General features: G+C 41.2%; 20 protein-coding genes. 3 read left to right on the forward strand and 17 right to left on the reverse strand.

All coding sequences use genetic code 11. The features are described 5' to 3' along the window. Positions 1–6: 6 nt before the first annotated feature. The 3 genes from flxB to flxA form a co-directional block, all read right to left on the reverse strand. Entirely contained in the window at positions 7–753 is a 747-nt protein-coding gene (gene flxB, locus BIZ36_RS12495; RefSeq protein WP_187458248.1) for a flexirubin biosynthesis SDR family reductase FlxB, read from the reverse strand. 23 nt (positions 754–776) lie between these two features. Beyond that, the gene (locus BIZ36_RS12500; protein WP_187458249.1) at positions 777–1,904 is read right to left on the reverse strand and encodes a WG repeat-containing protein; all 1,128 of its coding nucleotides are present in this window, start codon (positions 1,902–1,904) and stop codon (positions 777–779) included. A 115-nt stretch (positions 1,905–2,019) separates the two neighbouring features. Further along, a complete protein-coding gene (gene flxA / locus BIZ36_RS12505; RefSeq protein WP_187458250.1) occupies positions 2,020–3,552 on the reverse strand; it encodes a flexirubin biosynthesis tyrosine ammonia-lyase FlxA in 1,533 nt (510 codons plus the stop codon). 183 nt (positions 3,553–3,735) lie between these two features. Between flxA and BIZ36_RS12510 the strand changes: the two genes are divergently transcribed. Beyond that, on the forward strand, positions 3,736–4,986 hold the full coding sequence (locus BIZ36_RS12510) for an NAD(P)/FAD-dependent oxidoreductase (RefSeq protein WP_187458251.1): 1,251 nt from the start codon (positions 3,736–3,738) through the stop codon (positions 4,984–4,986). A gap of 38 nt (positions 4,987–5,024) precedes the next feature. On the opposite strand, the gene BIZ36_RS12515 is transcribed toward BIZ36_RS12510, so the two are convergent. From BIZ36_RS12515 to BIZ36_RS12555, 9 genes are all read right to left on the reverse strand, one after another. Beyond that, positions 5,025–5,636, reverse strand: a complete 612-nt coding sequence (locus BIZ36_RS12515; protein WP_187458252.1) for a hypothetical protein — start codon at positions 5,634–5,636, stop codon at positions 5,025–5,027. A 60-nt stretch (positions 5,637–5,696) separates the two neighbouring features. After that, positions 5,697–6,986: a serine hydrolase domain-containing protein gene (locus BIZ36_RS12520; RefSeq protein ID WP_187458253.1), complete on the reverse strand. Its 1,290-nt coding sequence runs from the start codon at positions 6,984–6,986 to the stop codon at positions 5,697–5,699. A gap of 59 nt (positions 6,987–7,045) precedes the next feature. Further along, entirely contained in the window at positions 7,046–7,879 is an 834-nt protein-coding gene (locus tag BIZ36_RS12525; protein ID WP_187458254.1) for a phosphatase PAP2 family protein, read from the reverse strand. Between the two features lie 76 nt (positions 7,880–7,955). Continuing rightward, on the reverse strand, positions 7,956–8,996 hold the full coding sequence (locus BIZ36_RS12530) for a nucleoside hydrolase (protein WP_187458255.1): 1,041 nt from the start codon (positions 8,994–8,996) through the stop codon (positions 7,956–7,958). A gap of 72 nt (positions 8,997–9,068) precedes the next feature. Beyond that, positions 9,069–9,971, reverse strand: a complete 903-nt coding sequence (locus BIZ36_RS12535; RefSeq protein WP_187458256.1) for a histone deacetylase family protein — start codon at positions 9,969–9,971, stop codon at positions 9,069–9,071. A gap of 2 nt (positions 9,972–9,973) precedes the next feature. Next, positions 9,974–12,106: a Tex family protein gene (locus BIZ36_RS12540; RefSeq protein WP_187458257.1), complete on the reverse strand. Its 2,133-nt coding sequence runs from the start codon at positions 12,104–12,106 to the stop codon at positions 9,974–9,976. A gap of 185 nt (positions 12,107–12,291) precedes the next feature. Continuing rightward, positions 12,292–14,361, reverse strand: a complete 2,070-nt coding sequence (gene metG, locus BIZ36_RS12545) for a methionine--tRNA ligase (RefSeq protein WP_187458258.1) — start codon at positions 14,359–14,361, stop codon at positions 12,292–12,294. A gap of 121 nt (positions 14,362–14,482) precedes the next feature. Continuing rightward, positions 14,483–16,192 carry a DUF1501 domain-containing protein gene (locus tag BIZ36_RS12550; protein WP_187458259.1) on the reverse strand — a complete coding sequence of 570 codons (1,710 nt, stop codon included), beginning with the start codon at positions 16,190–16,192 and terminating at the stop codon, positions 14,483–14,485. Between the two features lie 9 nt (positions 16,193–16,201). Further along, a complete protein-coding gene (locus tag BIZ36_RS12555) occupies positions 16,202–17,695 on the reverse strand; it encodes a DUF1800 domain-containing protein (protein ID WP_187458260.1) in 1,494 nt (497 codons plus the stop codon). Positions 17,696–17,889: 194 nt separating this feature from the next. Here BIZ36_RS12555 and BIZ36_RS12560 point away from each other — a divergent pair, with 194 nt between their 5' ends. Then, on the forward strand, positions 17,890–18,249 hold the full coding sequence (locus BIZ36_RS12560; RefSeq protein WP_187458261.1) for a YraN family protein: 360 nt from the start codon (positions 17,890–17,892) through the stop codon (positions 18,247–18,249). A 103-nt stretch (positions 18,250–18,352) separates the two neighbouring features. Further along, positions 18,353–19,012, forward strand: a complete 660-nt coding sequence (locus BIZ36_RS12565) for an aspartate kinase (RefSeq protein ID WP_187458262.1) — start codon at positions 18,353–18,355, stop codon at positions 19,010–19,012. A gap of 12 nt (positions 19,013–19,024) precedes the next feature. On the opposite strand, the gene BIZ36_RS12570 is transcribed toward BIZ36_RS12565, so the two are convergent. The 5 genes from BIZ36_RS12570 to BIZ36_RS12590 all read right to left on the reverse strand — a co-directional run bounded on the left by BIZ36_RS12570 (position 19,025) and on the right by BIZ36_RS12590 (position 25,618). Beyond that, positions 19,025–20,341, reverse strand: coding sequence for a TlpA disulfide reductase family protein (locus tag BIZ36_RS12570; protein ID WP_187458263.1), 1,317 nt, complete (start codon positions 20,339–20,341; stop codon positions 19,025–19,027). A 38-nt stretch (positions 20,342–20,379) separates the two neighbouring features. Then, the gene (locus BIZ36_RS12575) at positions 20,380–22,305 is read right to left on the reverse strand and encodes a CocE/NonD family hydrolase (protein WP_187458264.1); all 1,926 of its coding nucleotides are present in this window, start codon (positions 22,303–22,305) and stop codon (positions 20,380–20,382) included. Positions 22,306–22,343: 38 nt separating this feature from the next. Next, entirely contained in the window at positions 22,344–23,615 is a 1,272-nt protein-coding gene (locus BIZ36_RS12580; protein WP_187458265.1) for a serine hydrolase domain-containing protein, read from the reverse strand. Between the two features lie 70 nt (positions 23,616–23,685). Then, the gene (gene yiaK, locus BIZ36_RS12585; RefSeq protein WP_187458266.1) at positions 23,686–24,705 is read right to left on the reverse strand and encodes a 3-dehydro-L-gulonate 2-dehydrogenase; all 1,020 of its coding nucleotides are present in this window, start codon (positions 24,703–24,705) and stop codon (positions 23,686–23,688) included. A gap of 64 nt (positions 24,706–24,769) precedes the next feature. Then, on the reverse strand, positions 24,770–25,618 hold the full coding sequence (locus tag BIZ36_RS12590) for a DMT family transporter (protein ID WP_187458267.1): 849 nt from the start codon (positions 25,616–25,618) through the stop codon (positions 24,770–24,772). Between the last annotated feature and the right edge of the window lies 1 nt (position 25,619).

The raw sequence follows: 25,619 nt of genomic DNA on the forward strand, positions 1-25,619 counted from the left end.
TGGGTACTAGGAATATATTCCGCCGTTAATATTGATTACTTCGCCGGTAATGTATCCTGACTTATGGGATGCAAGAAACGAAACTACATGGGCAACTTCTTCTGCTGTTCCAAATCTGTTGGCAGGAATCATTTTTTTAAGTTCCCTTTCATCCAAATCTTCGGTCATGTCCGTTTTGATGAAACCAGGTGCTACGGCATTTACCGTCACTTTTCTTTTGGCCACTTCTTGTGCCAAGGCTTTTGTAGCACCAATTACCGCACCTTTGGCAGCGGAATAATTGGTTTGCCCTGGGGTGCCTTTTTGTCCGGAAACCGAAACCATATTAATTATCCTACCGTATTTATTCACCAGTAGGTTCTGGATGAGGGCGTTGGTAACGTTATAGAATCCGTTAAGGCTGGTCTCAATAACCTTGGACCAATCTTCCATTGGCATCCACATGAACAAACCGTCCTTGGTAATGCCCGCATTATTGATTAGCACCTCAATGACCGCATTTTTATGTTGCTCATGCCAGTTTTCTAAAACGCTTTTTACCTTATTGGCTTCGGTAACGTTGAATTGAATGAGCTCACCGCTTCCACCAGCTTCTTCCACCAATTGAAGTGTTTCTTTCGCCGCTTCGCTATTGCTATTATAGTTGATAAGGATTTTATAATCTAAATCTTTGGCCAATTGCACACAGATGGCACGGCCTATTCCTCGTGACCCACCTGTTACCAAAGCGTACTTCTCCTTTTCTTCTTTCATCCCCAATTTTAAATTTATACAGCTTACTCTACAGATGTGAACGGCTCCGCATTTTGGAACCATTTATCCGCCAGTAATTTTCCGTTTTTATCCAAGAAACCCCAACCTTTTTTGGTTTTTACCCTGGCGAGACCATTGATGAAGCCTTTTGAATCATTTCCTGCCAAAAATGCCAGACCTGCCGTAATATCATATTCCAACGGGATAATTTCTTTTCCGGAAGTGTCTATAAAGCCCCATTGTTTCTGCTTTACAGGGGCCATTCCATTTTCAGCGAATACTTCTGCATCCCTATATTGTGCTTCAATGACCATTTCTCCCTTTTCATTTATGTAGCCCCAGCTTTTGCCTTCCGCTACGGGAGCCAACCCTTTGACAAAGGCTCGTGCCTTATCAAATTGCGGTTCTATTTCCCATTTTCCCTGGTTGTTTACAAAACCTATTTTTTTGTCCTTTCTAGCATAGGTTAAATTGGAGTTTCCATAAAAACCCCAAACCTTGTCCGCACCTTCTATGGGGTTGAATTTGCCATTGGCAATGATACCGTAAGAGCCACCTTTCATTCCTTCCACACCATTGGTATGATATTCGTTGCCAATTTCTTCATATTCCACGGGTATAACCACTTTACCTTTAGAATTGATCATTCCCCACAAATCACCTTTTTGTATCTTGGCGTGTCCATTCCTGAATTTTTTAATAGCGTCATAAGTAGGCTCCAGGATAACTTTTCCATTCGTGCCAAGTAATCCTATTTTGTCCCCATTTCTATATAATGCCACCCCATCTTCAAAATCGTAATATTTTTCCGCGGCGGGTACATCCAACTTCTTTCCTGTTTTGTCTATGTAATGCCACTCACCATTTTCTGAAACCATGGCATATCCTGAATCAAAATACTTGACCTTTTCAAATTTGGGTTCTATCGCCCAGTCACCATTGGGTTTAATGTATCCCCATTGCTTGTCCTTAATCGCGGCCGCCAAGCCATTGGAGAACGTTTTGGCATTGTCAAACTTGGGTTCAATTACATAATTTCCCTTTTTGTCTATGTAGCCGAACTTTCCATCTTCCCGTACCAATGAAAGTTCTTGGGCGTAGATGATAACCGAATTGAATGCCAGAAGCAGTAAAAAAATCTTTGTTTTCATGATGTTAGAAATTTTAAATAACAACTTGTTTCTTTTTTTGAACCGAACCATTGCGGCGAAAAGAATGATAGCTGCTTTAAAAAGACCAAGGGGTCAATTGCTTTCCGCTCTATAGTTACTTGTTCCTATGGTTAGTGATAAATTCTTTCACTTGGTTAACATAGGGATACATAATCATATCCTCTTTGAACGGGGGAACTATTTTTCTGACGGCATCATACATGTTTTTTGTTTTCGTAGATACCTTATCTTGAACACTAAGATACTCAATTGCCTGTACTACTGTAATCATTTCAATGGCAATAATTTCAAAGGCATTTTCAATCACTTTTTTGGTGATCAAAGCGGCATTGGTACCCATGCTGACAATATCCTGATTGTCGTTGTTATTGGGGATGCTATGAACGTACATTGGGTTGGAGAGCATTTGGTTCTCTGCGGTGGTTGAGGTGGCGGTAAACTGTACTCCTTGCATGCCAAAATTTAGTCCTAAAGTTCCTAGGTTAACGAAAGGGGGCAGGATGTCATTTAATTTGGAGTTCATTAAATAGTTCAATTGGCGCTCTGCCAACATACTCATTTTGGTGACTACAATCTTAAGTTTGTCCATTTCCAGTGAAACATAGTCCCCGTGAAAATTACCGCCGTGGTAAACGTTCTTTTTATCAACATCCACAATAGGGTTGTCATTGGCGGAGTTTACTTCTTCAATAAGTATGCGTTGTACATCGTTAAGGGTATCCAGTACGGGCCCCAAGATTTGAGGTACACATCTTATGGAATAGTATTCTTGGACTTTTTCCTCAAAAACCGAAACATGCCCATTGGTGTCCGTATAAAGATGGTGTTCTCTTTTTCTTGTTAGTGTGCTGTCCTTTAAATGGCTTCGCATGGCCCTTGCAATTTCACGCTGCCCTTTATGCATTTTAGTGAAATTCAGTTCTTCGGACAGGTGGTCATCATAAGCTTGCATTATTTCGTTAATAGCAGAGGAACATGAAATCATCCATTCCAGAAGTCTACGGGTGTAAATGGCGTTTACAATTCCAATACCGGTCATAACCGAGGTACCGTTGATAAGGCCCAGGCCTTCACGAAGCTCCACTTTAATGGGCTCAACACTTTCCTCTTTATAAACCTCCGCTGTTGGTCTCCTTTTTCCCTTGTGAAAAACTTCGCCCTCACCAATCAAAACCAAGGCTAAATGGGCCAATTGTACGAGATCCCCGCTAGCTCCAACCCCTCCGTGTTCATAAATGAGCGGGGTAATGTTTTTGTTGATCAAATCTGTCATGGTCTGCATGACAGAAACATGAACTCCAGAATTACCAAGACTCAAGGTGTTGAGCCGGGCCAGCATTGCGGCCCTCACATGTTTTTCCGGAATAGGGTTACCGCTACCTGATGCGTGACTACGAATTAAGTTGTATTGTGACTGAAGCGTTTCGGAATCTTTTATTTTATACTGTGCCATTGGGCCGAAACCTGTATTGACACCGTAAATAACTTTGTTCTTGGAGAACTCCTTTAAAAAATCAAAACTGTTTTTTACGTTCTCAAGGACCTCTTCATTAACGGAAAGGGGTTCATTGTCAAAAATAACACTATAGAACTCTTCAATTCCTAACTTTCCTTTTATTTCTGGCATTTTCTGGTTGGTGTTCGCTTATGATTCTTGTATTTCGGGAGGGCTAAAATAAATAATTCAAGATGCAAATTACTAATAATTAGGTAAGGAATATTGTATTTTTACTCGAGAATTGAATGAAATTGTAGTTCTGGCTTGAATGAAAATTTAAGCGGAAGCTGTTTCTTTTTTAAAGAGGTGTACATGCAAAACCAATCAGTAGATGTTTTAATAATTGGGGCGGGACCGTCTGGGGCGGTTTCTGCTGCTTATCTTCACAAGCAAGGGCTCCAGGTGAAAGTGGTGGAAAAAAGTAAGTTTCCCAGATTTGTAATAGGGGAAAGTCTTTTGCCTCGATGTATGGACCATTTTGAGGAAGTTGGACTGTTGGACGCTTTAAAAGCCAAGAACTTTGAGGTGAAGGCGGGAGCGCGGTTTATGCGAGGTGAGAAGATTTGTAATTTCGATTTTAGCAAAAAGTTTACTGAGGGTTGGGATTGGACTTGGCAGGTGCCACGGGCCGATTTTGATAAAACCCTTACCGATACTTTGGAAAGTTGGGGGGTTGATATCGCCTTTGAACAGGAAGTGGTTGGAGTTGATTTTAAAGGAAGCGATTCTATAACTACCTTAAAGGACAAGGATGGAAGCCTTTCGGCCGTTGAAGCGAAATTTATTATAGATTCCAGCGGCCATGGTAGGGTCTTGCCAAGGCTTTTGGATTTGGACAAACCTTCTGATATTGGCCGACATTCATCCATTTTCACCCATGTAAAAGATACCAAAAGGCCGGAGGGACGTGAAGGTACCATCATCACTTTTGATATTGTAAGTTTAGATACTTGGCTGTGGGTCATACCTTTTTCCAATGGTTTCACGAGTATTGGCTTTGTAGGGCCTTCGGATTATATCGATTCTTTTTCTGGAAACAAGACCGAAAAACTTCAAGAAATGATGAAGTTGTCCGATTATTACTTTGATAGGTTTGATGGTCTTGAGTATGAATTTGAGCCGGTAGTCATTAAAAATATCGCCAAATCGGTCAAAAAACTATACGGTGAAGGTTTTGCCCTAACGGGAAATAGTGCCGAGTTTTTGGACCCTGTTTTTTCATCAGGAGTTACCTTCGCTACGGAATCTTCGTTGGTCGCTTCTAAATTGATAGCCAAACAGCTTTCCGGTGATAAGGTGGATTGGGAAACGGAGTATTCTGATTATATGAAACAGGGTGTAGAGGTATTTGCAACCTATGTGAAAGAATGGTATACGGGCAATTTGCAAACTATTTTCTTTGATAGTAATGACAATCCTGTGATTAAGGCGCAGATTTGTGCGGTTTTGGCCGGTTATGTTTGGGATAGGGAAAATCCCTTTGTTAAAAACCATCACCGACTGGTGAAAACAGTGGCCCGAATAGCTGAGATGGAAAAAGAGGCCGATAAGTCCATAGGTTGAAATATATTTCTTTAACGACCTCGAAATAGTTTATCGGATTAAAAAGATTTCGTTTTCTTGAGAATCAATCTGGCAAAAGACTTGCCGGTTTTGGCGTATCCTTCACCCAAGCGGTCTTCATTGCTAAAACTACTGCCCCATTGGTCACCGGGGGCGTTTTCGCTGCTCACCTCTGCCAGTAGGTTATTTCTATTGGAAGTTTCCACAAATTTAAGGTTCGTGGTCACCTTTGCCGGTTGTTTCATAACTCCGGCATCCCAACCTGGGTAGACCCAAACGGTTTCAACGATTAAGGTGTATTTGGCTTCGGGTACATTTTCTTTAAAGGCAATGCCGTGGTCATCGTAGAAATATCTGTTCATAAGCTCTAAAAATTTGGGCTGCCAAATAAGTTCAGGGGCTGCGGCCCATTTTTTCTTCCAAGCTTCCCCTTTGCCTGGGGATTTCTCTTCTAATTCGGCCGAGTGTTCCTGAATGTACTGCTCTTGAGGTATATTCTTTTTAAGCAGTTTCATGTCGTCATAAACAAACTCGACGTTTATTTCATTTTGCCCCGGTAAATAATCGAAATTTCCTTCTTGAATCTTCATTTTTTGCGAATAGCCGAACGCAGCTATACAAAATAGTAGGATGGTAATGCTATTTTTCATAATAGAGTATGTTGTTTTCTTTTTATGGAAAAAGGCTCAAAAGGTTAACGTGGAGTCTTGTTAATCGTCAATGGCGGCAAAAACCATTTGACGAAATTTCCATCTGGTTTCGTCACTAACTTCGCCTTGGGTCTGTTTCATTAGAATACCGATTACCTGCTCTTCGGGGTCCGCAAAGTATTGGGTGTTGAAGTACCCTCCCCAGTCAAAAGTTCCGTTACTTCCCCAGCCGCCAGCAGCTACACCTTTTGGTGTTACTACGCCAAAAGCAAGGCCGTAATGCCTGGTGCCATCACCAAAAAAATCTTTAGATTGGTTCTGCATCATACTTTCAATAGTTGTTCTGCTAAGAATTCTGGTACCGTTCAATTCGCCACCGTTAAGGTACATCTGTAGAAAAGTAGCGTAATCTTTGGCCGTACTTGATAATCCCGCTCCTCCGGAAAAGAACTTTTGAGCTCCTTTCTTGGGGTAATCGGTATCATAGAAAGTGGTTGGGTATTTCTCCCATTTTCCATTGTTGATTTGCTGTACGGTAACGAGTCTGTCATGTTTGTCCTTGGGTAAATAGAAATAGGTGTCATCCATCCCAAGAGGGTCGAAAATTCGGGTTCTCAAAAACTCATCGAAAGTAATCCCTGATATGACCTCGATAAAATATCCCAAAACATCAAGGCCTTCGCTATAATAATAAGCGTCTCCAGGATTATGATGAAGCGGTAGTTGGGCTAATTTTTTCACGCTGCTTTCAATTGAAATATCTTCTGTGGTGAAAAGGTCTGTAATACCGGCTTTTTTATAGATTTTCTTGAAGCGTTCATCACCATCGATAACCCCGTACCCCAAACCGGAAGTGTGCGTTAATAAATGACGGATGGTAATTTCGTTTTTGGCCGGTCGGGTTGTGTAGGTATCATTTAGAATGCTATAAGAATCTAAGATTTGCGGGTCTTTGAATTCGGGAATGTATTTTGAGATAGGGTCATCCAATTTAAATTTACCTTCTTCCCAGAGCATCATCACCGCTGTAGAAGTTATGGCCTTGGTCTGCGAGGCAATTCGAAAAATGGTATTTTTCTCCATTGCTTTCTTAGACCTGTTGTCTGCCATACCAAAAGCTTCATGAAAAACGATTTTACCGTCTTTGGCAATGAGGGCAACAACGCCAGGAATCTGTTTTTCGTCAACGGCCTGTTCCAACATGTTGGCAATTTTGTTTAGCCTTTCTTGAGACATACCCACTTCCGAAGATGTGGCTGATTGAAGGGGTGCCGATTTTTTAACGGACGGGGTTTGACCAATGGAAACAAAACAAAAAAGAGAAAGTAATAGGGTGGTTAATTTTTTCATGTTGGAAATTTACCTAAAAATAGGTTATTCTAGCATGAAATAATCAGGTTGGCGACATATTAAAAATTCACGGTCACTCCCAAGGTGCCGGGACCAAAGTTGAGGTTCCAACTGGTTCTCTTGTCTTGGTTGTTGTATTTTTCGTTGTACTTTCTATCGAGATATTTGTCAATCGACTCTACTGTTGCGACACTAATGGCAATGGCAAAAACGAAGTCGCTCAACCAATGTTGTCCGTCCCATATTCGTGAAAGTCCGGGTATGGCTCCAACGGTATAAATACCAGCTTTTGCCCACGGACTTTTAAATTGTTTCCCGATGGCATACGCATTGGTAAAGGCCAACAATGCATGTCCAGAAGGAAAAGAATGGAAATTACGGCTTGAATTAAAAGGGTCAAAAGTGTCTTTACCAAGCATGGCAACGGGTCTTGCCCTGCCAACTGCTGATTTTAATACCTGTTGTAAAAAGCCAGCTGAAGTGGCCGAAGCAATCAAAAGCACTCCGGTTCTTCGTAATTTTTTATTTTTGGCAATTAAACCTGTAAGGTATACCCCTGAGGTGACCAAGTAATTGTTTTCCGGACTACCGTAAAAAGTACCATACGAACGAATGACCTCCGGTACTCCTTCCTTTTGAAGGCGAATAAAGCGAGAAGTGTCGTCATCAATTAAATAAACGGCAGCCGTCCCCGCTACTACACCTCCAAATTGCGCCCATTGTTTGCCTTGCCAATGGAAAGGTCTGGCGTAGGAGTAGCCCACACCCTTGAACATATTTACAAAGTCATATTTAAACATGTCCCAGCGTTTTTCGCTAGGTACCATAATGCTATCTTGGGAAAAGGAGTTACTAAAAGCTAAAAAGGCCAGAACGAACAAAATCTTTTTCATAGATTGCAAAAATACAGTGTTTGCTTATTCCGGTACGAGTGACTTGCAAATAAAAAATAACCCATTCAATTCAATTTTAATGCTTTACTAGCACGGGATCCTTGAGAGTGAGAAAAAAGTCATCAAGAATTGCTTTCTTTTCAAAATTTTCCCAAACCGTAATTTTTCGTTCATTATTAGGGCGCTCCACCCATTTGCCGTCTATTAGAATGGGAGCTGGTATCTCTTTCGTTGTTCCCCAATTGGGTTCTTTTAGAATGGCCAAGGCGACCATATCGAACAATGGCCTTGATTTTTTTGGATTGCTACCAATATGGGCTTCATCAAAAATATGCTCAAAGAGACTGATAGAGTAGTCGCCAAATGTATGAAATTCACCTCCGTGTCGGCCAACAATAGGGGTGCTTGCCTTCGGACCCAAACCGGGCATTTTTTTGTTGATTTCCTCTTGGGTAATGGCAACGGCATCGGTACCAGAAGGCTTCCCGTACCGCACCGTAACCATTTCAAAAGGAATCTTGCTGTTAAGAACGTAATTCATGGAAACAGTATCGTTTACCTGATTATACTCACCCGGATCGGGATAATTGCTTCCCAGCCAAACAATTTTAGTGCGTTTTGCAAATGACGGGTCTTTTTTTAGTGCCAAGGCAATGTTGGTAAGTTTGCCTACTGCTACGATAATGGTGTTTTCATCTTTGGTTTCTTCCAGTAGAAAGTCAACCCCTTCTTTTCCGTCAAAATTAGTAGAATCAAAATCAGCGGAAATTTCCTTGAAATTGGCATCCGCTCCTTTTAAAAGAGGTAGTTTGCCCTTAATATTACAGAGCTGCATGATTCGTTCCGCTTCATCATAATGGCTTTGTATTTTTTTGCCGTTGTAGGTGGCGTTGACCGTTATTCCTTTTACATCAAAAACATCCCCATTTAAAAACATATAAGCCAAAGCATGTTGGTCATCAAGTTCATTATTGGCATCGGTATCAAAGATTACTTTGATTTTTGGTATGTCGCTGTTTTCGGCTGATTTTTCTTCTGGGGCAATTGTGGTAGGTTTTTGCTTGCAAGCTGTTATTGTTAACGAAAAACTAAGGACAAGAAGAGGTAAGTGTTTCATAGTAAAATCATTGAAGTTGAATCCTTCAAATTACAAAAAAATGATATCACAGAGTCGTGATTTTATATTTAGCTAAAAGAAAAGATCTTGGGCCAACCTAAAAGTATTGGCATGTGCCTCTACGATGATTTTTATATCAGGGGAATAGCCGCCGCCCATACTGCATTGTACAGGAATTTTGCGCTTGAGGCAAGTGGCAAGAACAAAAGCATCCCTTTTTTTACAACCTTCCAGCGTGAGGCCAAGTGTGCCTAGCTTGTCGGATGCCAAAATATCTACTCCGGAAAGGAAAAAAATAAAATCAGGTCGAACCTTATCAATTAGTTGTGGCAATGTCGTTTGCAAAATCTCTAGATATTCTTCGTCTCCGGTGCCTTTTTTTAAAGGGATGTCAAGATCAGATTTTTCCTTTTTAAACGGATAGTTGCCTTCGCCATGCACGGAGAACGTAAAAACGGAAGGGTCGTTTTGAAATATTTCCGCGGTGCCGTTTCCCTGATGTACGTCTAGGTCAACTATCAAAATCTTTTCTGCAAACCCTTTGCTTTGTAAGTAACGTGCCCCAATGGCCTGGTCGTTCAGCATGCAAAAAGCTTCGCCTCGGTTGCTATAAGCGTGATGGGTACCACCTGCTATATTCATTGAAACCCCATATTCTAATGCATATTCACAAGCTTTCATGGTGCCATCTGAAATAATACGTTCCCGTTCTACGAGGGCTTCGTTAAGTGGAAAGCCAATTTTTCTAGCCTCGCGAGGGGGAATTTTGATGTTCAATAAATCGTAATAATATTCTGGATCGTGAACGGCCACTAGGTATTTATCATTGGGTATGACGGGTTCAAAGAAGTTTTCTTGGGTACAGGTGCCTTCATGTAACAGTTGCTTGGGAAGCAATTCGTACTTGATCATGGGAAATCGATGACCTTCCGGTAATGGGTGATTATAAATAGGGTGATAGGCTATTTTTAGCATGGCTATAAATCGCCTTTATGTAGTTTTAACTGAATCCGTTTTCTGGGAATATCTACTTGCAACACTTTTACGATGATCTGTTGGTGCAAATGCACATGTTCGTTCACATCTTTGACAAAGGCATCGGCAAGATTAGATACATGAATAAGCCCACTTTCTTTGATGCCAATATCCACAAAACACCCAAAATTGGTGATATTATTGACGATACCGGGCAGCAATTGACCTTCGCGCAGGTCATCAATGGTTTTGATGTTCTGGTCAAAAGTAAAAACCTTCGCTTTTTCCCTAAGGTCCAACCCGGGTTTTTCCAGTTCCTTTATAATATCTTGAAGGGTAGGTAGACCGATTTCATCGGTGCAGTAGTTTTCGAGAGGGATACTCTTCAAAACTTCCTTGTTCCCGATGATTTCGGATAATGGCATCTTTTTATCCTTGGCCATCTGCTCTACAATACCGTAACTTTCTGGGTGAACGGCAGAGTCATCCAAGGGATTTTTGGCATTTTTTATTCGAAGGAAAGCGGCGCCCTGTTCAAAGGCCTTTTCTCCTAATCGAGCCACTTTTTTTATGTCGGAACGTTTGCTGAATGGGCCGTTTTCGTTACGATGAGCCACGATGTTCTCGGCCAGCTTGGGGCCAATTCCTGAAACATAACTTAAAAGCGGAACACTGGCAGTATTGATGTTTACGCCAACGGAATTCACACAACTTTCTACGGTTCTGTCCAATGAAGTCTGTAATTTACTTTGGTCCACATCATGCTGGTATTGCCCCACACCGATAGATTTAGGGTCTATTTTCACCAACTCGGCCAGCGGGTCTGCCAATCTTCTGCCTATTGAGACCGCACCGCGTACGGTAACATCGTAGTTCGGGAATTCTTCTCTTGCAATTTTCGAGGCGGAATAAATAGAGGCACCGGCCTCGCTTACCACATAAACTTCAACCGGATTTTTAAAATGTACCCTCTTTACCAAACGCTCCGTTTCGCGGGAAGCCGTACCATTACCAATGGCAATAGCCTCAATTTTGTAGGCGTCTGCTAATGTACTCAGTTTTTTCAGGGCACCTTTGGTATCATTTTGCGGTGCATGTGGAAAAATGGTTTCATTGTGCTCCAAATCCCCGGTGGCACTCAAACAGACCACCTTACAACCCGTTCTAAAACCGGGGTCAATGGCCAAAATTCGTTTTTCCCCTACCGGTGAACCTAGCAGCAATTGTTGTAAGTTCTTGGCGAATACTTTAATGGCATCATCATCGGCCTTCTCTTTCGCCTTTTTTAGAAGTTCGTTAGATAGGGAAGGGAATAGCAACCGTTTATAGGCATCTTCAATGGCTATTTGAATGTGTGACGTACATGAATTGTTCGGTTTAATGGTACGTTGCTCGATTTTAGAAAGGATAAAATCAGTATCCAATTCTAATTTCACTCTTATAAAACCTTCGTTTTCAGCTCTAAGAATCGCCAATAACCGATGCGAAGGGCAACGGTTGAGCGATTCGCTCCAATCAAAATAGTCCCTGAATTTTTGGGCACCTTCTTCCTCTTTTTTGGTAGAAACCTCCTTTGTTGTCAGCATGGCCGACCTTTCCAATTGTGAACGGATGAGGTTTCTAATAGAGATTCGCTCATTAAGCCATTCGGCAATGATGTGTCGCGCTCCCTCCAAGGCGGCATCCGTATCAGGAACTTCAGAATTAATATACTGCTGGGCGGCCGATTCAATATCCCTATGGTTTTGGGCCATGATGATTTTTGCCAAGGGCTCCAAACCGTTTTTACGAGCTGTTTCGGCTTTGGTTTTTCTCTTTTTCTTAAAAGGAAGGTAAAGGTCTTCCAAGCTCACCAAATCTTCGGTTTGGGAAATTTTGTTCATGAGCTCATCGGTAAGAGAGCCTTGCTCCTCAATGGCTTTTAGAATGGTTTCCTTACGCCTTTCAAGGTTTTCAAACTGCGTTTTGAACTCTACAATTTGCCCAATCTGTACTTCATCTAAATTGCCGGTCTTTTCTTTACGGTAACGGGCGATAAAGGGGATGGTGCAATCTTCTTCCAGTAGGGATACTGTATTTTTGATACCTTTTTCGGGAAGCTGGGTATGTTTTAGTAGGTAAGGTAGGAGTTGCATTTGTTAAAAGTAGAATATAAGTTATAACCTTGAAAAAGAACATCACAATTCTATAGGCCGATTCAAGTTTGTTTGTCAGGTCGAGCGCAGTCGAGACCTAATTTATTCAAAAATGGACCAGAGAGATGGCTAATGGCCACTTTTAACTTCTCGATTACCCTTAATCTGACACTTTACAGGGAAAATTAACTTATCCCTTCGCCGTTACCAACACCTTCTTCATCGGGGTTGACGAAAACCAATTTACCCTCTTTGCTTTCGGTCATCAGAATCATGCCCTGACTTTCTACACCACGTAAAGGTCGCGGTGCCAAGTTGACTAAAACCGTTACTTTTTTACCGATAATATCTTCTGGTTTAAAGCTTTCCGAGATACCGGAAACAATGGTTCTGGTGTCAATGCCCGTATCTACCTTCAAGACCAAAAGTTTTTTGGTCTTGGGCATTTTTTCTGCCTCGAGAATGGTACCCACGCGCATATCCAATTTCGTAAAATCATCAAAGGTGATGGTCTCTTTTTGAGGTGTGACCGCCTTCTTTTCGTTCTCGTTCGCTTTTTTGGTAGCTTCCAATTTATCTAATTTTTTTTGAATTTCGCTGTCCTCTATTTTTCGGAATAACAGCTGAGATTGATTTATTTTATGATCGGCCGCCAATAGGGTTTCTTTTTCTAAAACATCGTTCCATCCCAATTCATTGGATGCCGCTAAAATCGACTTTAATTTACTTGAAGTGAACGGTAAAAATGGCTCGCTTAAAACCGCAAGTGCAGTAGCTATCTGTAAAGCCACATACATAATGGTTTTTACCCTTTCCTCATCCTGTTTGATGACTTTCCAAGGTTCTTCATCTGCTAGGTATTTATTTCCTAAACGGGCAAGGTTCATAAATTCTTGAGCGGCTTCCCTAAAACGGTATCTTTCCAAGGAACTAGAAATAATTTCCGGGTATTTTTTAAGGGCATCCAAAGTTTCTTGGTCCACCTCCGTAAAGTTGGACGGTGCAGGAACCACTCCCTCATAATATTTATTGGTAAGAACCACCACTCGGTTAATGAAATTGCCCAAGATGGCCACCAGTTCATTGTTGTTTCGGGCCTGAAAATCCTTCCAGGTAAAATCATTGTCCTTTGTTTCCGGGGCATTGGCCGTTAGGGTATAACGTAACACATCTTGCATATCTGGAAACTCTTCCAAATATTCATGCAGCCACACCGCCCAATTTTTGGAAGTGGAGAGTTTGTTGCCTTCCAAATTCAAAAACTCATTGGCCGGAACGTTTTCCGGAAGAATATAACCTCCGTGTGATTTTAGAATGGCCGGAAATATGATGCAGTGAAAAACGATATTATCTTTTCCTATAAAATGCACCAATTTGGTGTCTTTATCTTTCCAATAAGGCTCCCAATCCTTACCTTCTCTTTTTGCCCACTCTTTGGTAGAGGAGATGTAGCCAATTGGGGCATCGAACCATACGTATAGTACCTTGCCTTCTCCGCCTTCTGCCGGCACCGGAATACCCCAATCCAAATCTCGGGTAACCGCTCTAGGCTCGAGTCCGCCATCTATCCAGCTTTTACATTGCCCGTACACATTGGGCTTCCAATCATTTTTATGGCCTTCAAGGATCCATTCCCGTAAAAAGCCTTCGTACCTGTCCAAAGGCAAGAACCAGTGTTTGGTTTCTTTCGTGGTAGGTGTGCTTCCGGTTATGGTGGATTTCGGGTTGATCAAATCCGTAGCGTTCAAGGAAGAACCGCAATTTTCACATTGGTCCCCATAAGCTTCCTCATGACCACATTTGGGGCATGTGCCAATAACAAAACGATCCGCCAAAAATTGTTTGGCTTCCTCGTCATATAATTGAGCCGTGGTTTCTTCTATGAAATCTCCTTGCTCATATAATTTTTTAAAAAATTCCGATGCCGTCTCATGGTGGATATCCGCAGAGGTTCTAGAATAATTGTCAAATGTGATACCGAAGTCCTGAAACGACTTCTTAATGATGGCATGGTACATATCGATAACCTCTTTGGGTGTTACCCCTTCCTTTTTCGCCTTCATTGAAATAGCGACCCCATGCTCATCGCTTCCACAAACGAAAGCCACTTCTTTACCTGTTAATCTCAGGTATCTAGCATAGATATCCGCAGGTACATAAACGCCTGCCAAGTGACCAATATGAATGGGTCCATTGGTATAGGGTAGTGCTGCGGTAATTGTATATCGTTTGGGAGTATGATTGTTTTCGGACATCAAAATAAAATTAAGCCACAAAAATACGTTTTTTGAATCGAGGGATACAAGTTATCTTAAAAAAGCAAAACCCTCACGCTATTGTTCAGTGTGAGGGTTTTATAGAATGAAGGGATAGCGTTTAGGCTACCATAATAGATTTACTCATTTTATGGTCCTGCACTTGAATACGGTATATATATTTGCCTGCTGCCAAATGACCGGGCATACTTTCCTTTATATTTATTTCGTTGGCCCCAGCGGACATTATGGTGTTTCGAACGGTGCCCACGCTTTGCCCTACTATATTAAATAACTGAATATCTATATGCGCTGTTACAGGCATTTCTATGTAAATATGTGGAGCGTCATCCGTTGGGTAAAACGGTTTGTGGACAATAGCATTTATTTCTGCACTACTTGGTACTACGGGACTTTCCGCTTGGCTGTCTGGAGTGGTAGGAATGGTAGGCTCTCCATCACTGTACGCAATTTCAGGAAAATCGGTTCCACTACAATTAAAACCTAAATTGACTGGAGCGTAGGGGTGGTCCAGTAAGTGTTGTTCTACCAGTGGAATAGGTACACAGAGCCATTCTGCCAATACGGTGGCATATAAGTCCCTAAAATCCATGGTGTATTCCAAATTTCCTCGGCCATCCGGGTTTTCCAAGGTGGGGTGTTCCCCAACAAAGGCACTGCCTTCAAGACCTTTGCCAAAGAAAAGGGTAGGGGCCGCTTTCCCGTGATCGGTACCATTGGAGCCGTTTTCAAAAATACGTCTACCAAATTCTGAAAAGGTCATACTTAATACTTTATCATCCTGTTGGGTGTAGCCAAGGTCTTCGTAAAAGTTGTTTATGGCGATGGATAAATTACTCATAAGTCGCTCATGCGCCAATGGTTGATTGCCGTGAGTGTCAAAACCTCCCATAGAGATCATATACACCTTGGTACCCAAATTACCTTTGATCAAACGGGCCAAAAGTGCCAATTGTCGGGCAAATCCGTTATCTTGATATTCTACCTGGTTCTGACCTCGGGACCAAGCATCATGTATGATGCCAGAATATTCATAAGTGGTATTGGCTACACCTCTTAAAAATTTCAATTGGTCACCGTACATACAATCATTGAACAAAGTATCATCTAGACCATATCTTACACCGGATTCTGCAATTTCTTCCAATTGTTGAACATTGGAGGTTACAAAGGCATAATTGGTTTCTTCTCCTTGAAAAACCAAGCTTCCAAACTGACCTATTTGAATGGCCGCCGGCGCTGGAGGCGGAGAAATGAGATAGTCTGGATATGTGTTTTCAAAATGTCTTCCCATCCAACCGGTATTCAATCCTTTAAAACCCGTTGTTGCTAAATCCGTATTGGCAAAAATATCGGACCCCGTAAAATGGGAAAGGCTTTGACCTTCATATCCTACGCCGTGAACCGCTTTAAATTGTCCGGTATCCCACATGGCTTCTATGGATTTCATATAGGAGGGTACACCAAATTCATCCGTAAGTTTTAAAACCTTACTTTCCGGAATATAGATATTGGGCCTGGCATTGGCATATTGGTCATACTGTTCTATGGGTATGACCGTACTTAATCCATCATTGCCGCCTGCCAAGCGAATGAGGATTAAAATGTTATCCGTTTCGGCGGCTGAAATAGCCGAGGTTAAAGGTGATGGTGCCGATGCCGTTAAAAAATTGGAACCAAGCATCATAGAGCCTGAACCGGCAATTCCTAAGGCTTGCAAAAACGAACGTCTGCTCCAAGTTTTGTGTTCTTGGTCGTGGCCCTCATGCTGAAGACCTTTGTATGGGGAATTATGATGATTGTCGCACATAGCTGTAGGTTATTTAAGTTGAAATTCAGGTTGTCTCCCTAGGTATTGTAGCAGCAAGTAAACTTGGGATGGCCCCTCCATAGAGGTTTGTAGGGTCCACGTGGGGGTGGAACCACCTTCATAGTATTGTTCTTGAACATCGCTTCTAAAAACGGTGTAGGCTTTATCGTATTCAGATTCATTAAGAAGACCTTTGGGCAAAATAAAATCGATTATGGCCCGTGCAATGATATCTGGGTTGTTACTGGTCATGCCATCCATGCCGGTCAAGGAGAGACCAAGGTTCCTAAATTGTTCAGGGTCTTCATCAAAAAACTCTTCAAGCATGCTCTCAATGGTCAACCATCTACCAATCATGAAATTGGTATTGATCCAGGTACGGTCTCTTTGCCATCCGTTCACATCAAAAGGATTGAACATGACTTGACTTAGTAAACCACTGTAATTGATAACGGTTTCAACGGTGGTGTCCGTTCTATTAAAACTTGACTCTTTTAGTAAATTAAAATAAAGGTCGTACGGACTTTTGATTATGACACCAATTGCTTCTTCATCAAAGAAATGTTGACTTTTAAATAATTGGGATAGTACGGGGGCTATTTCAAAGTTGTTGGATAAAAAAGTAGTGGCCATGCCGTCTATTATTGTTTGGGCATTGCCAGCGGCATCTTTTGAATCTGGGTGCACAAAAAACTCGTAAAGCTTTCGGCATATAAAATCGGCAATTTCATTGGGCCGTTGCTCAAATAAGATATCTATGACATCATCATACCCCCAATTTCCGGTCTGCCCCAGGATGGTCTTAGAGCCTTCATCATGCCTATCTGCCCTAAAAGTTACCTGTTCACAACCTAATTCTCCTCTTTCAACATATCCTGTTAAAGCCTTTGCTGTTTCAATGATATCTTGTTCCGTATAACCTATTCCCTCGCCTAGGGTGAACAATTCGTAAAGTTCACGGGCGTAGTTTTCGTTGGGATTGTTTCCGTTGTTATAAACACCATCTAGGTAATATAGCATGGCACTAGTGAGGCCAATTTCACTAACGAAAGTTTTGAAGTTACCTAGGGAATTTCTTTGTAAGCAATCAATATAATGGTATAAAAAGCTATTACAGTTGTATACTTCCAGTTGCGTTACAAAATGGTTGCTCCAAAAGAAACTAAGTCTGTCCCTAAGATTATTGTCCAACATTTGATTGGCATAGGCGAGGCTAAATTCTCCTTTTTGCTGCCTTACCATGGCATCTCTCTGTTGATCGTCTTCGGGATAATTACTGTTGTTCCAGTTGGCCCAAGTAGGAGCCGCAATGGGAGCTTGGTTGATGGCTTGGTTGATCAAATTGTCTACCAAAGTGCCGGCATTTTGTCCTTCTGCTTGATCGATAGTCGCAGCAGAAGCGCTAAACCCCAGACGTCTGTAAAGATGTGCAGCTTTGGACCGGTCCAAAGGTGTGTTATACGGTGCTAGGGATCCCGTATTACAGTTGATAAAGTATTCCATAATTTTTGTAGGCTTTAAGAACCGTTTATGTGTTTGGGGTCAATTCTTAACGAACAAGCGTTTTGGATAGTATGGGGTTTGCAGTATTTTCGATGTATGACGTATAGATTTACGGGTAGGTATGCAATTTTAGGTGTTAAGGGACCCAAGTTTTCGATGAACTACCTCTTTTTTTAACCACAAATCAATGAGAAATGGGAAAGCATAATGAATTTGGAAAGGAAGGAGAAAAACTAGCAGTAGACCATTTAATTGCTAAAGGATATGAGATAAGGGAGAAAAATTACAGGTATCTAAAGGCTGAAATAGACATTATTGCCCAAAAGGATGGTGTTTTAGGTATTGTTGAGGTTAGGGCACGGAGTAACGACCAAATAATACCCATAGCCGAAACCATCACTCCCAAGAAAATTAAATTGTTGGTGGCCGCTGCAGACAATTATGTCACAGAAAATGAACTGGATGTGGAGGTAAGGTTTGATGTAATTACCATTCTAAAAAATAATAAGATGTTTAAAATAGAGCATTTGGAAAGTGCTTTCTATCATTTTTGAGAGAAAAGTAGTCTGTTCTTATATTTTTCGATTTTTAGTATTTACACAATTTGTTTTATTTATAACAATGTGTTATTTTTGCGGTGCAACCAACAATAAGTCCATGAAAACTATTTCATCCGTAGTAGAGCAGTACATTAAAAAGAAGCCTTTTCTTCAAAGCGCATTGGCACAGGGAATAATCAATTTAACCTCTTTGTCTAGAATTGTAAAGCCGGAAATTGAAGAGGAGTTAGGAAAAGATATTAGAAATGGTGCTATAGTTATGGCACTTAAAAGACTGTCCGATGACCTGGAATTTAGGGCAACTCATAAAATTATAAAGGTCTTAAAGAATATTGGCGAAATTACGGTGCGTTCTTCATTGACCGATTTTACCTTTTTTATTTCCGAATCCATTCTTGAAGTGCAAGCTCAACTTTTGGAAGAGGTCAATAAGAACAAAGATGTATTTTATACTTCTTCCCGCGGGGTAAATGAATTGAACATTGTGGTGAGCAATAGTTTGGACCAAACGGTGGAAGAGCTTTTTAAAGAGGAGAAATGTTCTCAAAAGGCCGAAAACCTATCTTCCATCACCGTCAAATTACCTGCCGAAAACGTTAGCGTTCCTGGAATCTATTATTTCATCTTCCAACGTTTGGCGTGGGAAGGCATTGTTCTTTATGAAGTTATTTCCACAACCAATGAATTTACCATTTTAGTAGATGATGAACAGGTTGATGTGGCCTTTAAGACCATCAAAGACCTAAAAACCTTGTAGGAGCTTATTTATTTACTTTAGTGATTTTATTAATTCCTTTAGGTCTTCTGGCTTGAAAATGATTCGCTTTTCGGAATCCAATACAAAATAGGTAGGTGTTTTTTCTATGGCATAGGTTTCCGCGTATTCGCTATCCCATTTGCCCAAAGCAATGGCATGTTCAAAGTCCGGTAATTTATCAGATTCGGTTTTCCAAGTAGTTTTGTCTTCTTCCAGCCCAACAGCAATTACCTTTACCTTGCCATAGTCTTTTAGGGTCTGATGAAGTCGGGGTAATTCTTGTAGGCAATGCCCACAGGTACTGCTCCAAAACGCCAAAATATAGGTTTCCGCACTGTTAAGACTACTCAATTTCTTTTGGGCGTTGCCGGAGTTCCATTCAATATCTGGAGCTATAGCCCCTATTCCTAACCGTTGTTCTAGAACCAATTGCCGCGCTTTTTCCGGATCCAGACTTTCTATAGGTAGTTTTTCAAGGTAATCTTTGTATACGAATTGAGCGGTAGAGTTCATTCCACCTTCATTACTCATTTTCCAAATTTTATAATACACCTCAAACTGAAAGGATTCGGGTACGTTTTTTATTTTTTGGTGAACTGTCTTAATGTTTTCTTCAATGGCAGTTTGTCGTTCAGCACTAGTCATTTGCTTCAATGGAAGTGCCGTAAAAACATAATTGCTGAGCTTGGAAACGAGGAAATCCGAAGACTGTAGTATCTTATTGTCAAGCGTAAGATGGTCAAAATAGTGCTCTTTTTTATTAGCAACATATTGCTCTACCGTTTCGTTTTTACTGGGAATATACGGGCGGTTGGCCGCTATAAAATGGTGAACAAGCAAACCTTTAGATCGTTCTTCATAGGTGTTTTGTACTTCCCTTAGCTCTTTGGTATGTTTAGCAAATTCGCTAGCATCTGTTTTTCTTTCAATATAATAGTTCAATAATTTTCCGACCAATTCGCTCATGGTCTGGAAATAGGAGTTCATAATAATGTTCTCTTGGGAATTGGAGAAGGAAACGCCTGTACCACTGTTAAAAGTGAAATTCACATCTTCTTTGCCATTGTAAATGACATCAATGTAAAATTCATCTTGGGGAATAGCGTATACCAAGCGATACATCCCTGGTTGGGAATTTTCAGGGAGGGAAAGACTGAAAGTTCCATTGGTAATAGAAGCATTGGTGATATAATTTTTGCTTCCGCTTTGCAATTGATAGATTAGTAAAAATTTATAATCTTCAGCGGGAGTAAAGGTTCCCGAAATAGTCTGTTGTGCCACAAGTCCAAGGCCTTGGAGCATGATAAGTAAGAGAAAAAGTTTTTTCATGTCGATATCGCACCTGTAACGATGTAAATTACCGTGGTTTAATCCTTAAAATTGGTAATTTGAAGGCTGAACGGGTCGGGAGCTCCTGAATCTTGCGTTCCACCCACTTCTATGGATGAAGAACCATACAATTTGATGGTAGATTTAATAAAGTCTTCTTCGTTGGCCTTATAGATATTGTCCACATATTTTTGAGGGTTTCTGTCGATGTACGGAAACCACGTACTGTGAATCTGAATCATTATTTTGTGCCCCTTTTTAAAGGTGTGAAGTACATCCTGAAGTCTAAAATTTACATCGGAAACCTCTCCGGGTACGAAAGGTTCCGGATTTTCAAAACTGTTTCTGAACCTTCCCCTAAAAACTTCGCCCCGTACCAATTGCTGGTAGCCACCCATGACTATATTTTCTGGATTGTGATCATAATTTTCATGATCCGCAGGGTACACGTCTATCAGTTTTACTACAAAATCTGCGTCGGTACCGGTCATGGCCACTTTTAACTTGGCCAAGATTTCACCTGCTACCGTCTTTGGGCTCATCAATGGTTCCGTTTCAAAAGTGAGAACATCGGTTCTTCTAGAAGCATGCCTTTGGTCATCAGACATGTACTTTCTTGGAGTGAATGTAAGGCCTTCTGTTTCCGAACGATAAGGGACTGGTTTGTTTGGATCACTGGTATATTCAAATACAGCATCGGCACTTGCTTTTTCATTAATGGTCAATTCCCCATTTTCTTTAAAGTGAAGGCTTAAAGGCTTTATATCTCTTGGTGGCCACTCCTCAAATTTCTGCCATTCTTTGGAACCTGTGTCAAACATATAGGCTTCCGGTAGTTGATAAATATTCTTGCTCTTTAGGTGATGGGCAAAAAAGTTTCGTTCTATATCCTTCAGGAAGAAAGTAGAAATACTGTCTCCAAAATAAATATGGTTGTGAATGGTTTTTCCTTTCTCACGGGCCCATCCACCGTGGTCCCAAGGTCCCATAACAATGGTGTTCTTAGCTTTTGGGCTTGTTGCTTCCACCGTTTTGTAAATGTTTAAAGGGCCGTATAAATCTTCGGCATCGAACCAACCACCTACGGTCATGACTGCATGGTCAATATCTTTTAGATGGGGCAGAATGTTTCTTTTCTGCCAGAATTCGTCATAATTAGGGTGTTCTATTATCTGCTTCCAGAAAAAATTATCTCCATGGTATTTTTCGGTAATATTCTTTAAAGGACCTAAATCCAAGAAAAAGTCGTACGCATCTGAAGCTGGATTACCGTACAAACGCATTAATTTATCTTGATACCAAGGTTTTCTGGTTAGGCTGTCTTTTTGGTATCCAAATACCGCAAATGCAGCGGTGTAACTCTCCAAATAAGCCCCTTGATGGTGAAAATCATCAAAGAAAAAATCGGCAATAGGCGCTTGTGGCGAGGAGGCTTTTAGGGCTGGATGGGCATCTATCATACCTGCGGCCGTATAATGCCCAGGATACGAAATACCGTACATACCTACTTTGCCGTTATTGCCTTTCACATTCTTTAGAAGCCAATCTATGGTGTCATAGGTGTCGCTACTTTCATCAATATCTTTTTTGTTCCGGCGTTTGTTTCCAGGTATATTAGGCCGCATGTTATCAAATGTACCTCCGGACATATACCTACCCCTCACATCTTGGAAAACAAAGATGTAGCCGTCTTCCACCAAATATTTAGAAGGGTAGCCACCATATTGGAAATTGGCATGGCTGGAAGCATTATAGCAGGTACGGTTCATTAAAATGGGGTATTCTTGAGACGAGTCTTTTGGAGTGTAGACAATGGTAAACAGCTCTATACCATCTCGCATAGGAATTCTATATTCCTGAACATCATAATGGTCTTTAAAATAATCTGCATCAATTTCTTGTCCGCAGGAGATGGTGGTAATAAGTAAAAAAAGGAGAGAAGTTAGTTTACGATAGAAAGTCATACTGTATTCCAATTGTTATTTAGTTGCTTCAAAGATACTTAATTGTTGGCTGAAATTGGTCCGTATACAGCATCTCTAAAACCTTTATGAAGCCCTATTCCGTCATAGGGAAACAATTGCACAAAGAGCACGGCCGTTAGGTCGTTTACCGGATCTACCCAGAACAAGGTACTGGCGGCACCGTCCCAGAAAAATTCACCCACTACGCCATTATTTTCTTCCGCATTGACGGGTTTTGCCGTTCTCACGGCAAAGTCGATACCAAATCCCACTTGACCCTTACTGGGTAGAAAATGTCTTTCTGTAACGCTATCTGCCAATTGGTTGGTGGCCATTAACTTCACTGTCTCAGGTTGGAGAATTTGTACCGAATCCAAAGAGCCCTCATGAACCAGCATTCGGGCAAATTTCATATAATCGTCCAAAGTAGAAGTAAGTCCGGAACCTCCGCGGATTAATGGCCATTTTTCAAGATAGTTGCTGTAAGTGACGGTATCCCTTTCCAGCTCACCTTCTCCCTTTCTTCTGTAGAGGGAAGCAAATCGGTCCCTGTCACCTTCAGGAATGAAGTATCGGGTTTCGCTCATTCCAAGTTTGTCAAGTACGTGTTCTCGTACATATTGTTGATAGGGTAAGCCGGAAATACGTTCTACCAAAAATGCCTGCACATCTACGCAAGGGCCATAAAGCCATTCTTCCCCTGGATGAAATTGCAGTGGCAACTTCCCCATTTTTTCGGCCATTTGGGTAAGGGTATTATTTCTGTTAAGTGCATCTGCTTCAGCGACCATTTTACCTAATAGGCTATTACCGGTGCCGGCAAAACCAGCGGTATGCCTTGTAATATCTCGGATTGTTATTGGGCGGTTGGCGTCTTCTAAAATGGGCTTTGCAGATGCGTCTTCCCCAACATAAACCTTCATATGGGCAAATTCGGGAGCGTATTTTTCCAACGGATCATCCAAATCAAATTTTCCGTCTTCATAAAGGGTCATCAAAGCGGTGCCAGTTACCGGTTTTGTCATGGAATAGATTTGAACGATGGTCGACCGTTTCATTGGTTGGTTCTCGGCAATGTTGGCATGCCCAAAAGCATTAAAGTACACTTCTTTGTCCTTTTCAAAAATTAGAGCGGACACCCCGGCAATATTTCCTGAATCAACAAAGCTCTTTAGGGTAGCGTCAATACGTTGGGTTACGGAATCCGTAACTATAAAATCTTCCGTTGGGGTTTTTTCCGTTTTGGTCTCTTTACAAGAATGAAACACCAAGCCGCTGATCAAACCTATCAGTAAAAATTTAATTTTCATGATTTTTGAATTTCGTTAATGTATGAGGCTTTAAGAGAGACATTAATTCAAGAAATAACGTCCCAAAAAGTTAGGATGCCAATTCTAACACCTTTTCCCAGACTTCAATACTAACGGGCATTCCATTCTTCTGATTTTTCGCCCTGTTTTCCAATGTTCTTTCTCCCGGATAATAAATGTTTTGTCCTTCTTTCATAGGAGTAGAGCTATGGGTGAAATCAATAATTTCCTGAAGTAGTCTTTCCTGTACGTCCGTGTCTTTGAAATAATCCTGGGAAATGCAGAGGAACACCTGTGATATAGCAATCTCCTTCTCCTTGCCCGCTATTTTGGAGGTTGAATTTCCTGCCGATAACAAGGTGACCAACATATCTAATATCATGGATAGGGCGGACCCCTTCCAATAGCCAATAGGAAGACCTCGTTCCTTTACTAGAATTTTTTCGGGATCTGTAGAAAGCTGGTCCTCATCATCCCAACCTCCTGGAAAAGGTAGTTGTTGTCCCTTTAATTTATAGTCGTTTATTTTTCCGAACGCAAACTGCGAAATGGCCATATCCAGAACTACATGTCCCTTTTTTCTTGGAATGGAAACGATAAATGGGTTATTTCCCAACCTACTGTCCTTACCGCCCCATGGTGGCATATTAGGTTGGGTGTTGGTAAACATAATGGCAATACAGCCTTGTTCCGCCGCACGTCTGCCATAGGTGCCACCACGCATCCAATGGTTCGTATTGCGTAACGCTACCATGCCCATACCGTGTTCTTTGGCAAGGGATATAGCCCGATCTGTACATTTGGTGGCGTTGATAATCCCAGGCCCTAAATTACCATCCCATCGCTCCATACTGCCCATTCCTTCGGCCTTTTCGGCTTCGGCATTAATTTGAATATATCCTTGTTCTATGTAAGATATAAATAAGGGAACGCGATTAATACCGTGTGAATTTACGCCGTCCAGAGTGCTTTCAGTATAAGTGAGCGCTAACAATTCTGCCTTTTCTTGGGTGAATCCGTATTTTAGAAATAGTTGAACGAGTGTAGATTGCATTTCCTCAAAGGAAATGTTCTTAAGGTTGGAAGCCATAGTAATAGTTGTAGTTTAAATATTGAACATCAAGTTTTGATACTTGCTGTTTATTAGTGGTAAGTTAACGCTTTTTTACGTTCATACGCGTAATGAGGAAACTGCTAATAAGAATGAGAATGCCTCCTATAATGGTATGGATACTAAGCGTTTCATTTCTGATAAAATAACCTAATGCAATTGCGCTTAAAATTTCAATGTACATAAGGCCTGAAGCGGTAGAGGCCGGTAGATGTTTTAGGGCGAAGAAAAATAGCATGAAGACAACTATCCCAATCCAAAAACCATAAAAAACACCCAAACCAATTTGGGAAACTTCTACTTCCGGTAAAAAGAACATAAACGGAATGAAGAAAACACTGCTTACCAAGTTCTGCCAAATTATGGTCTGTTTTTGGGTGTAATAATGTGATTCGGATTTAAACATAACTATGGTAATCGCATATCCCAAGGCACAAAGAATGGCAGCAACCATGCCGATCATATCATTGCTTTCAAAGGAAAAAGTCTTGTTGGAATAGGTAATGATCATGCCGGTAAAGGCCAATAATAACAACAGCACCTGCTCTTTTTGCAGTGGTTTTTTATGCTGTCTGGATTCCAGTAAGAATACAAAAATAGGCCAAGTATAAACCAGTACCACAGCATTGCCAATAGAGGTGTATAAGAATGCCAAGATATAAAGGTATAGACGCACTACGTTAATGGTAGATGCCAATAGCATTTTACGGTAATTACCCGTAAATAAAGGCTTGGATTTGCTAAATAGAACGGGCAGTAAAAATAATACCGGTACCATGGTCCTAAAAAAGGCGATGGCACCTGCAGGGAAAACGCTCAATTGCTTGATAAGAACGCCATTACTACCGGCAATTACGGCACAGGCAATTATGGCATAAAGGGCTTTGTTCAAT

The sequence above is a fragment of the Cytophaga sp. FL35 genome (assembly GCF_014349235.1).
Classification (GTDB): Bacteria; Bacteroidota; Bacteroidia; order Flavobacteriales; family Flavobacteriaceae; genus Euzebyella.

What these genes read in the sequence shown, in the direction of transcription:
- BIZ36_RS12560 (WP_187458261.1), top strand. Translation starts at nt 17,890, where the DNA reads ATGGGAAAGCATAATGAATTTGGAAAGGAAGGAGAAAAACTAGCAGTA.
- BIZ36_RS12510 (WP_187458251.1), top strand. Translation starts at nt 3,736, where the DNA reads ATGCAAAACCAATCAGTAGATGTTTTAATAATTGGGGCGGGACCGTCT.
- BIZ36_RS12575 (WP_187458264.1), bottom strand. Translation starts at nt 22,305, where the DNA reads ATGACTTTCTATCGTAAACTAACTTCTCTCCTTTTTTTACTTATTACC.
- BIZ36_RS12565 (WP_187458262.1), top strand. Translation starts at nt 18,353, where the DNA reads ATGAAAACTATTTCATCCGTAGTAGAGCAGTACATTAAAAAGAAGCCT.
- BIZ36_RS12520 (WP_187458253.1), bottom strand. Translation starts at nt 6,986, where the DNA reads ATGAAAAAATTAACCACCCTATTACTTTCTCTTTTTTGTTTTGTTTCC.
- flxB (WP_187458248.1), bottom strand. Translation starts at nt 753, where the DNA reads ATGAAAGAAGAAAAGGAGAAGTACGCTTTGGTAACAGGTGGGTCACGA.
- flxA (WP_187458250.1), bottom strand. Translation starts at nt 3,552, where the DNA reads ATGCCAGAAATAAAAGGAAAGTTAGGAATTGAAGAGTTCTATAGTGTT.
- BIZ36_RS12515 (WP_187458252.1), bottom strand. Translation starts at nt 5,636, where the DNA reads ATGAAAAATAGCATTACCATCCTACTATTTTGTATAGCTGCGTTCGGC.
- BIZ36_RS12570 (WP_187458263.1), bottom strand. Translation starts at nt 20,341, where the DNA reads ATGAAAAAACTTTTTCTCTTACTTATCATGCTCCAAGGCCTTGGACTT.
- BIZ36_RS12500 (WP_187458249.1), bottom strand. Translation starts at nt 1,904, where the DNA reads ATGAAAACAAAGATTTTTTTACTGCTTCTGGCATTCAATTCGGTTATC.
- metG (WP_187458258.1), bottom strand. Translation starts at nt 14,361, where the DNA reads ATGTCCGAAAACAATCATACTCCCAAACGATATACAATTACCGCAGCA.
- BIZ36_RS12555 (WP_187458260.1), bottom strand. Translation starts at nt 17,695, where the DNA reads ATGGAATACTTTATCAACTGTAATACGGGATCCCTAGCACCGTATAAC.
- BIZ36_RS12535 (WP_187458256.1), bottom strand. Translation starts at nt 9,971, where the DNA reads ATGCTAAAAATAGCCTATCACCCTATTTATAATCACCCATTACCGGAA.
- yiaK (WP_187458266.1), bottom strand. Translation starts at nt 24,705, where the DNA reads ATGGCTTCCAACCTTAAGAACATTTCCTTTGAGGAAATGCAATCTACA.
- BIZ36_RS12530 (WP_187458255.1), bottom strand. Translation starts at nt 8,996, where the DNA reads ATGAAACACTTACCTCTTCTTGTCCTTAGTTTTTCGTTAACAATAACA.
- BIZ36_RS12550 (WP_187458259.1), bottom strand. Translation starts at nt 16,192, where the DNA reads ATGTGCGACAATCATCATAATTCCCCATACAAAGGTCTTCAGCATGAG.
- BIZ36_RS12580 (WP_187458265.1), bottom strand. Translation starts at nt 23,615, where the DNA reads ATGAAAATTAAATTTTTACTGATAGGTTTGATCAGCGGCTTGGTGTTT.
- BIZ36_RS12525 (WP_187458254.1), bottom strand. Translation starts at nt 7,879, where the DNA reads ATGAAAAAGATTTTGTTCGTTCTGGCCTTTTTAGCTTTTAGTAACTCC.
- BIZ36_RS12540 (WP_187458257.1), bottom strand. Translation starts at nt 12,106, where the DNA reads ATGCAACTCCTACCTTACCTACTAAAACATACCCAGCTTCCCGAAAAA.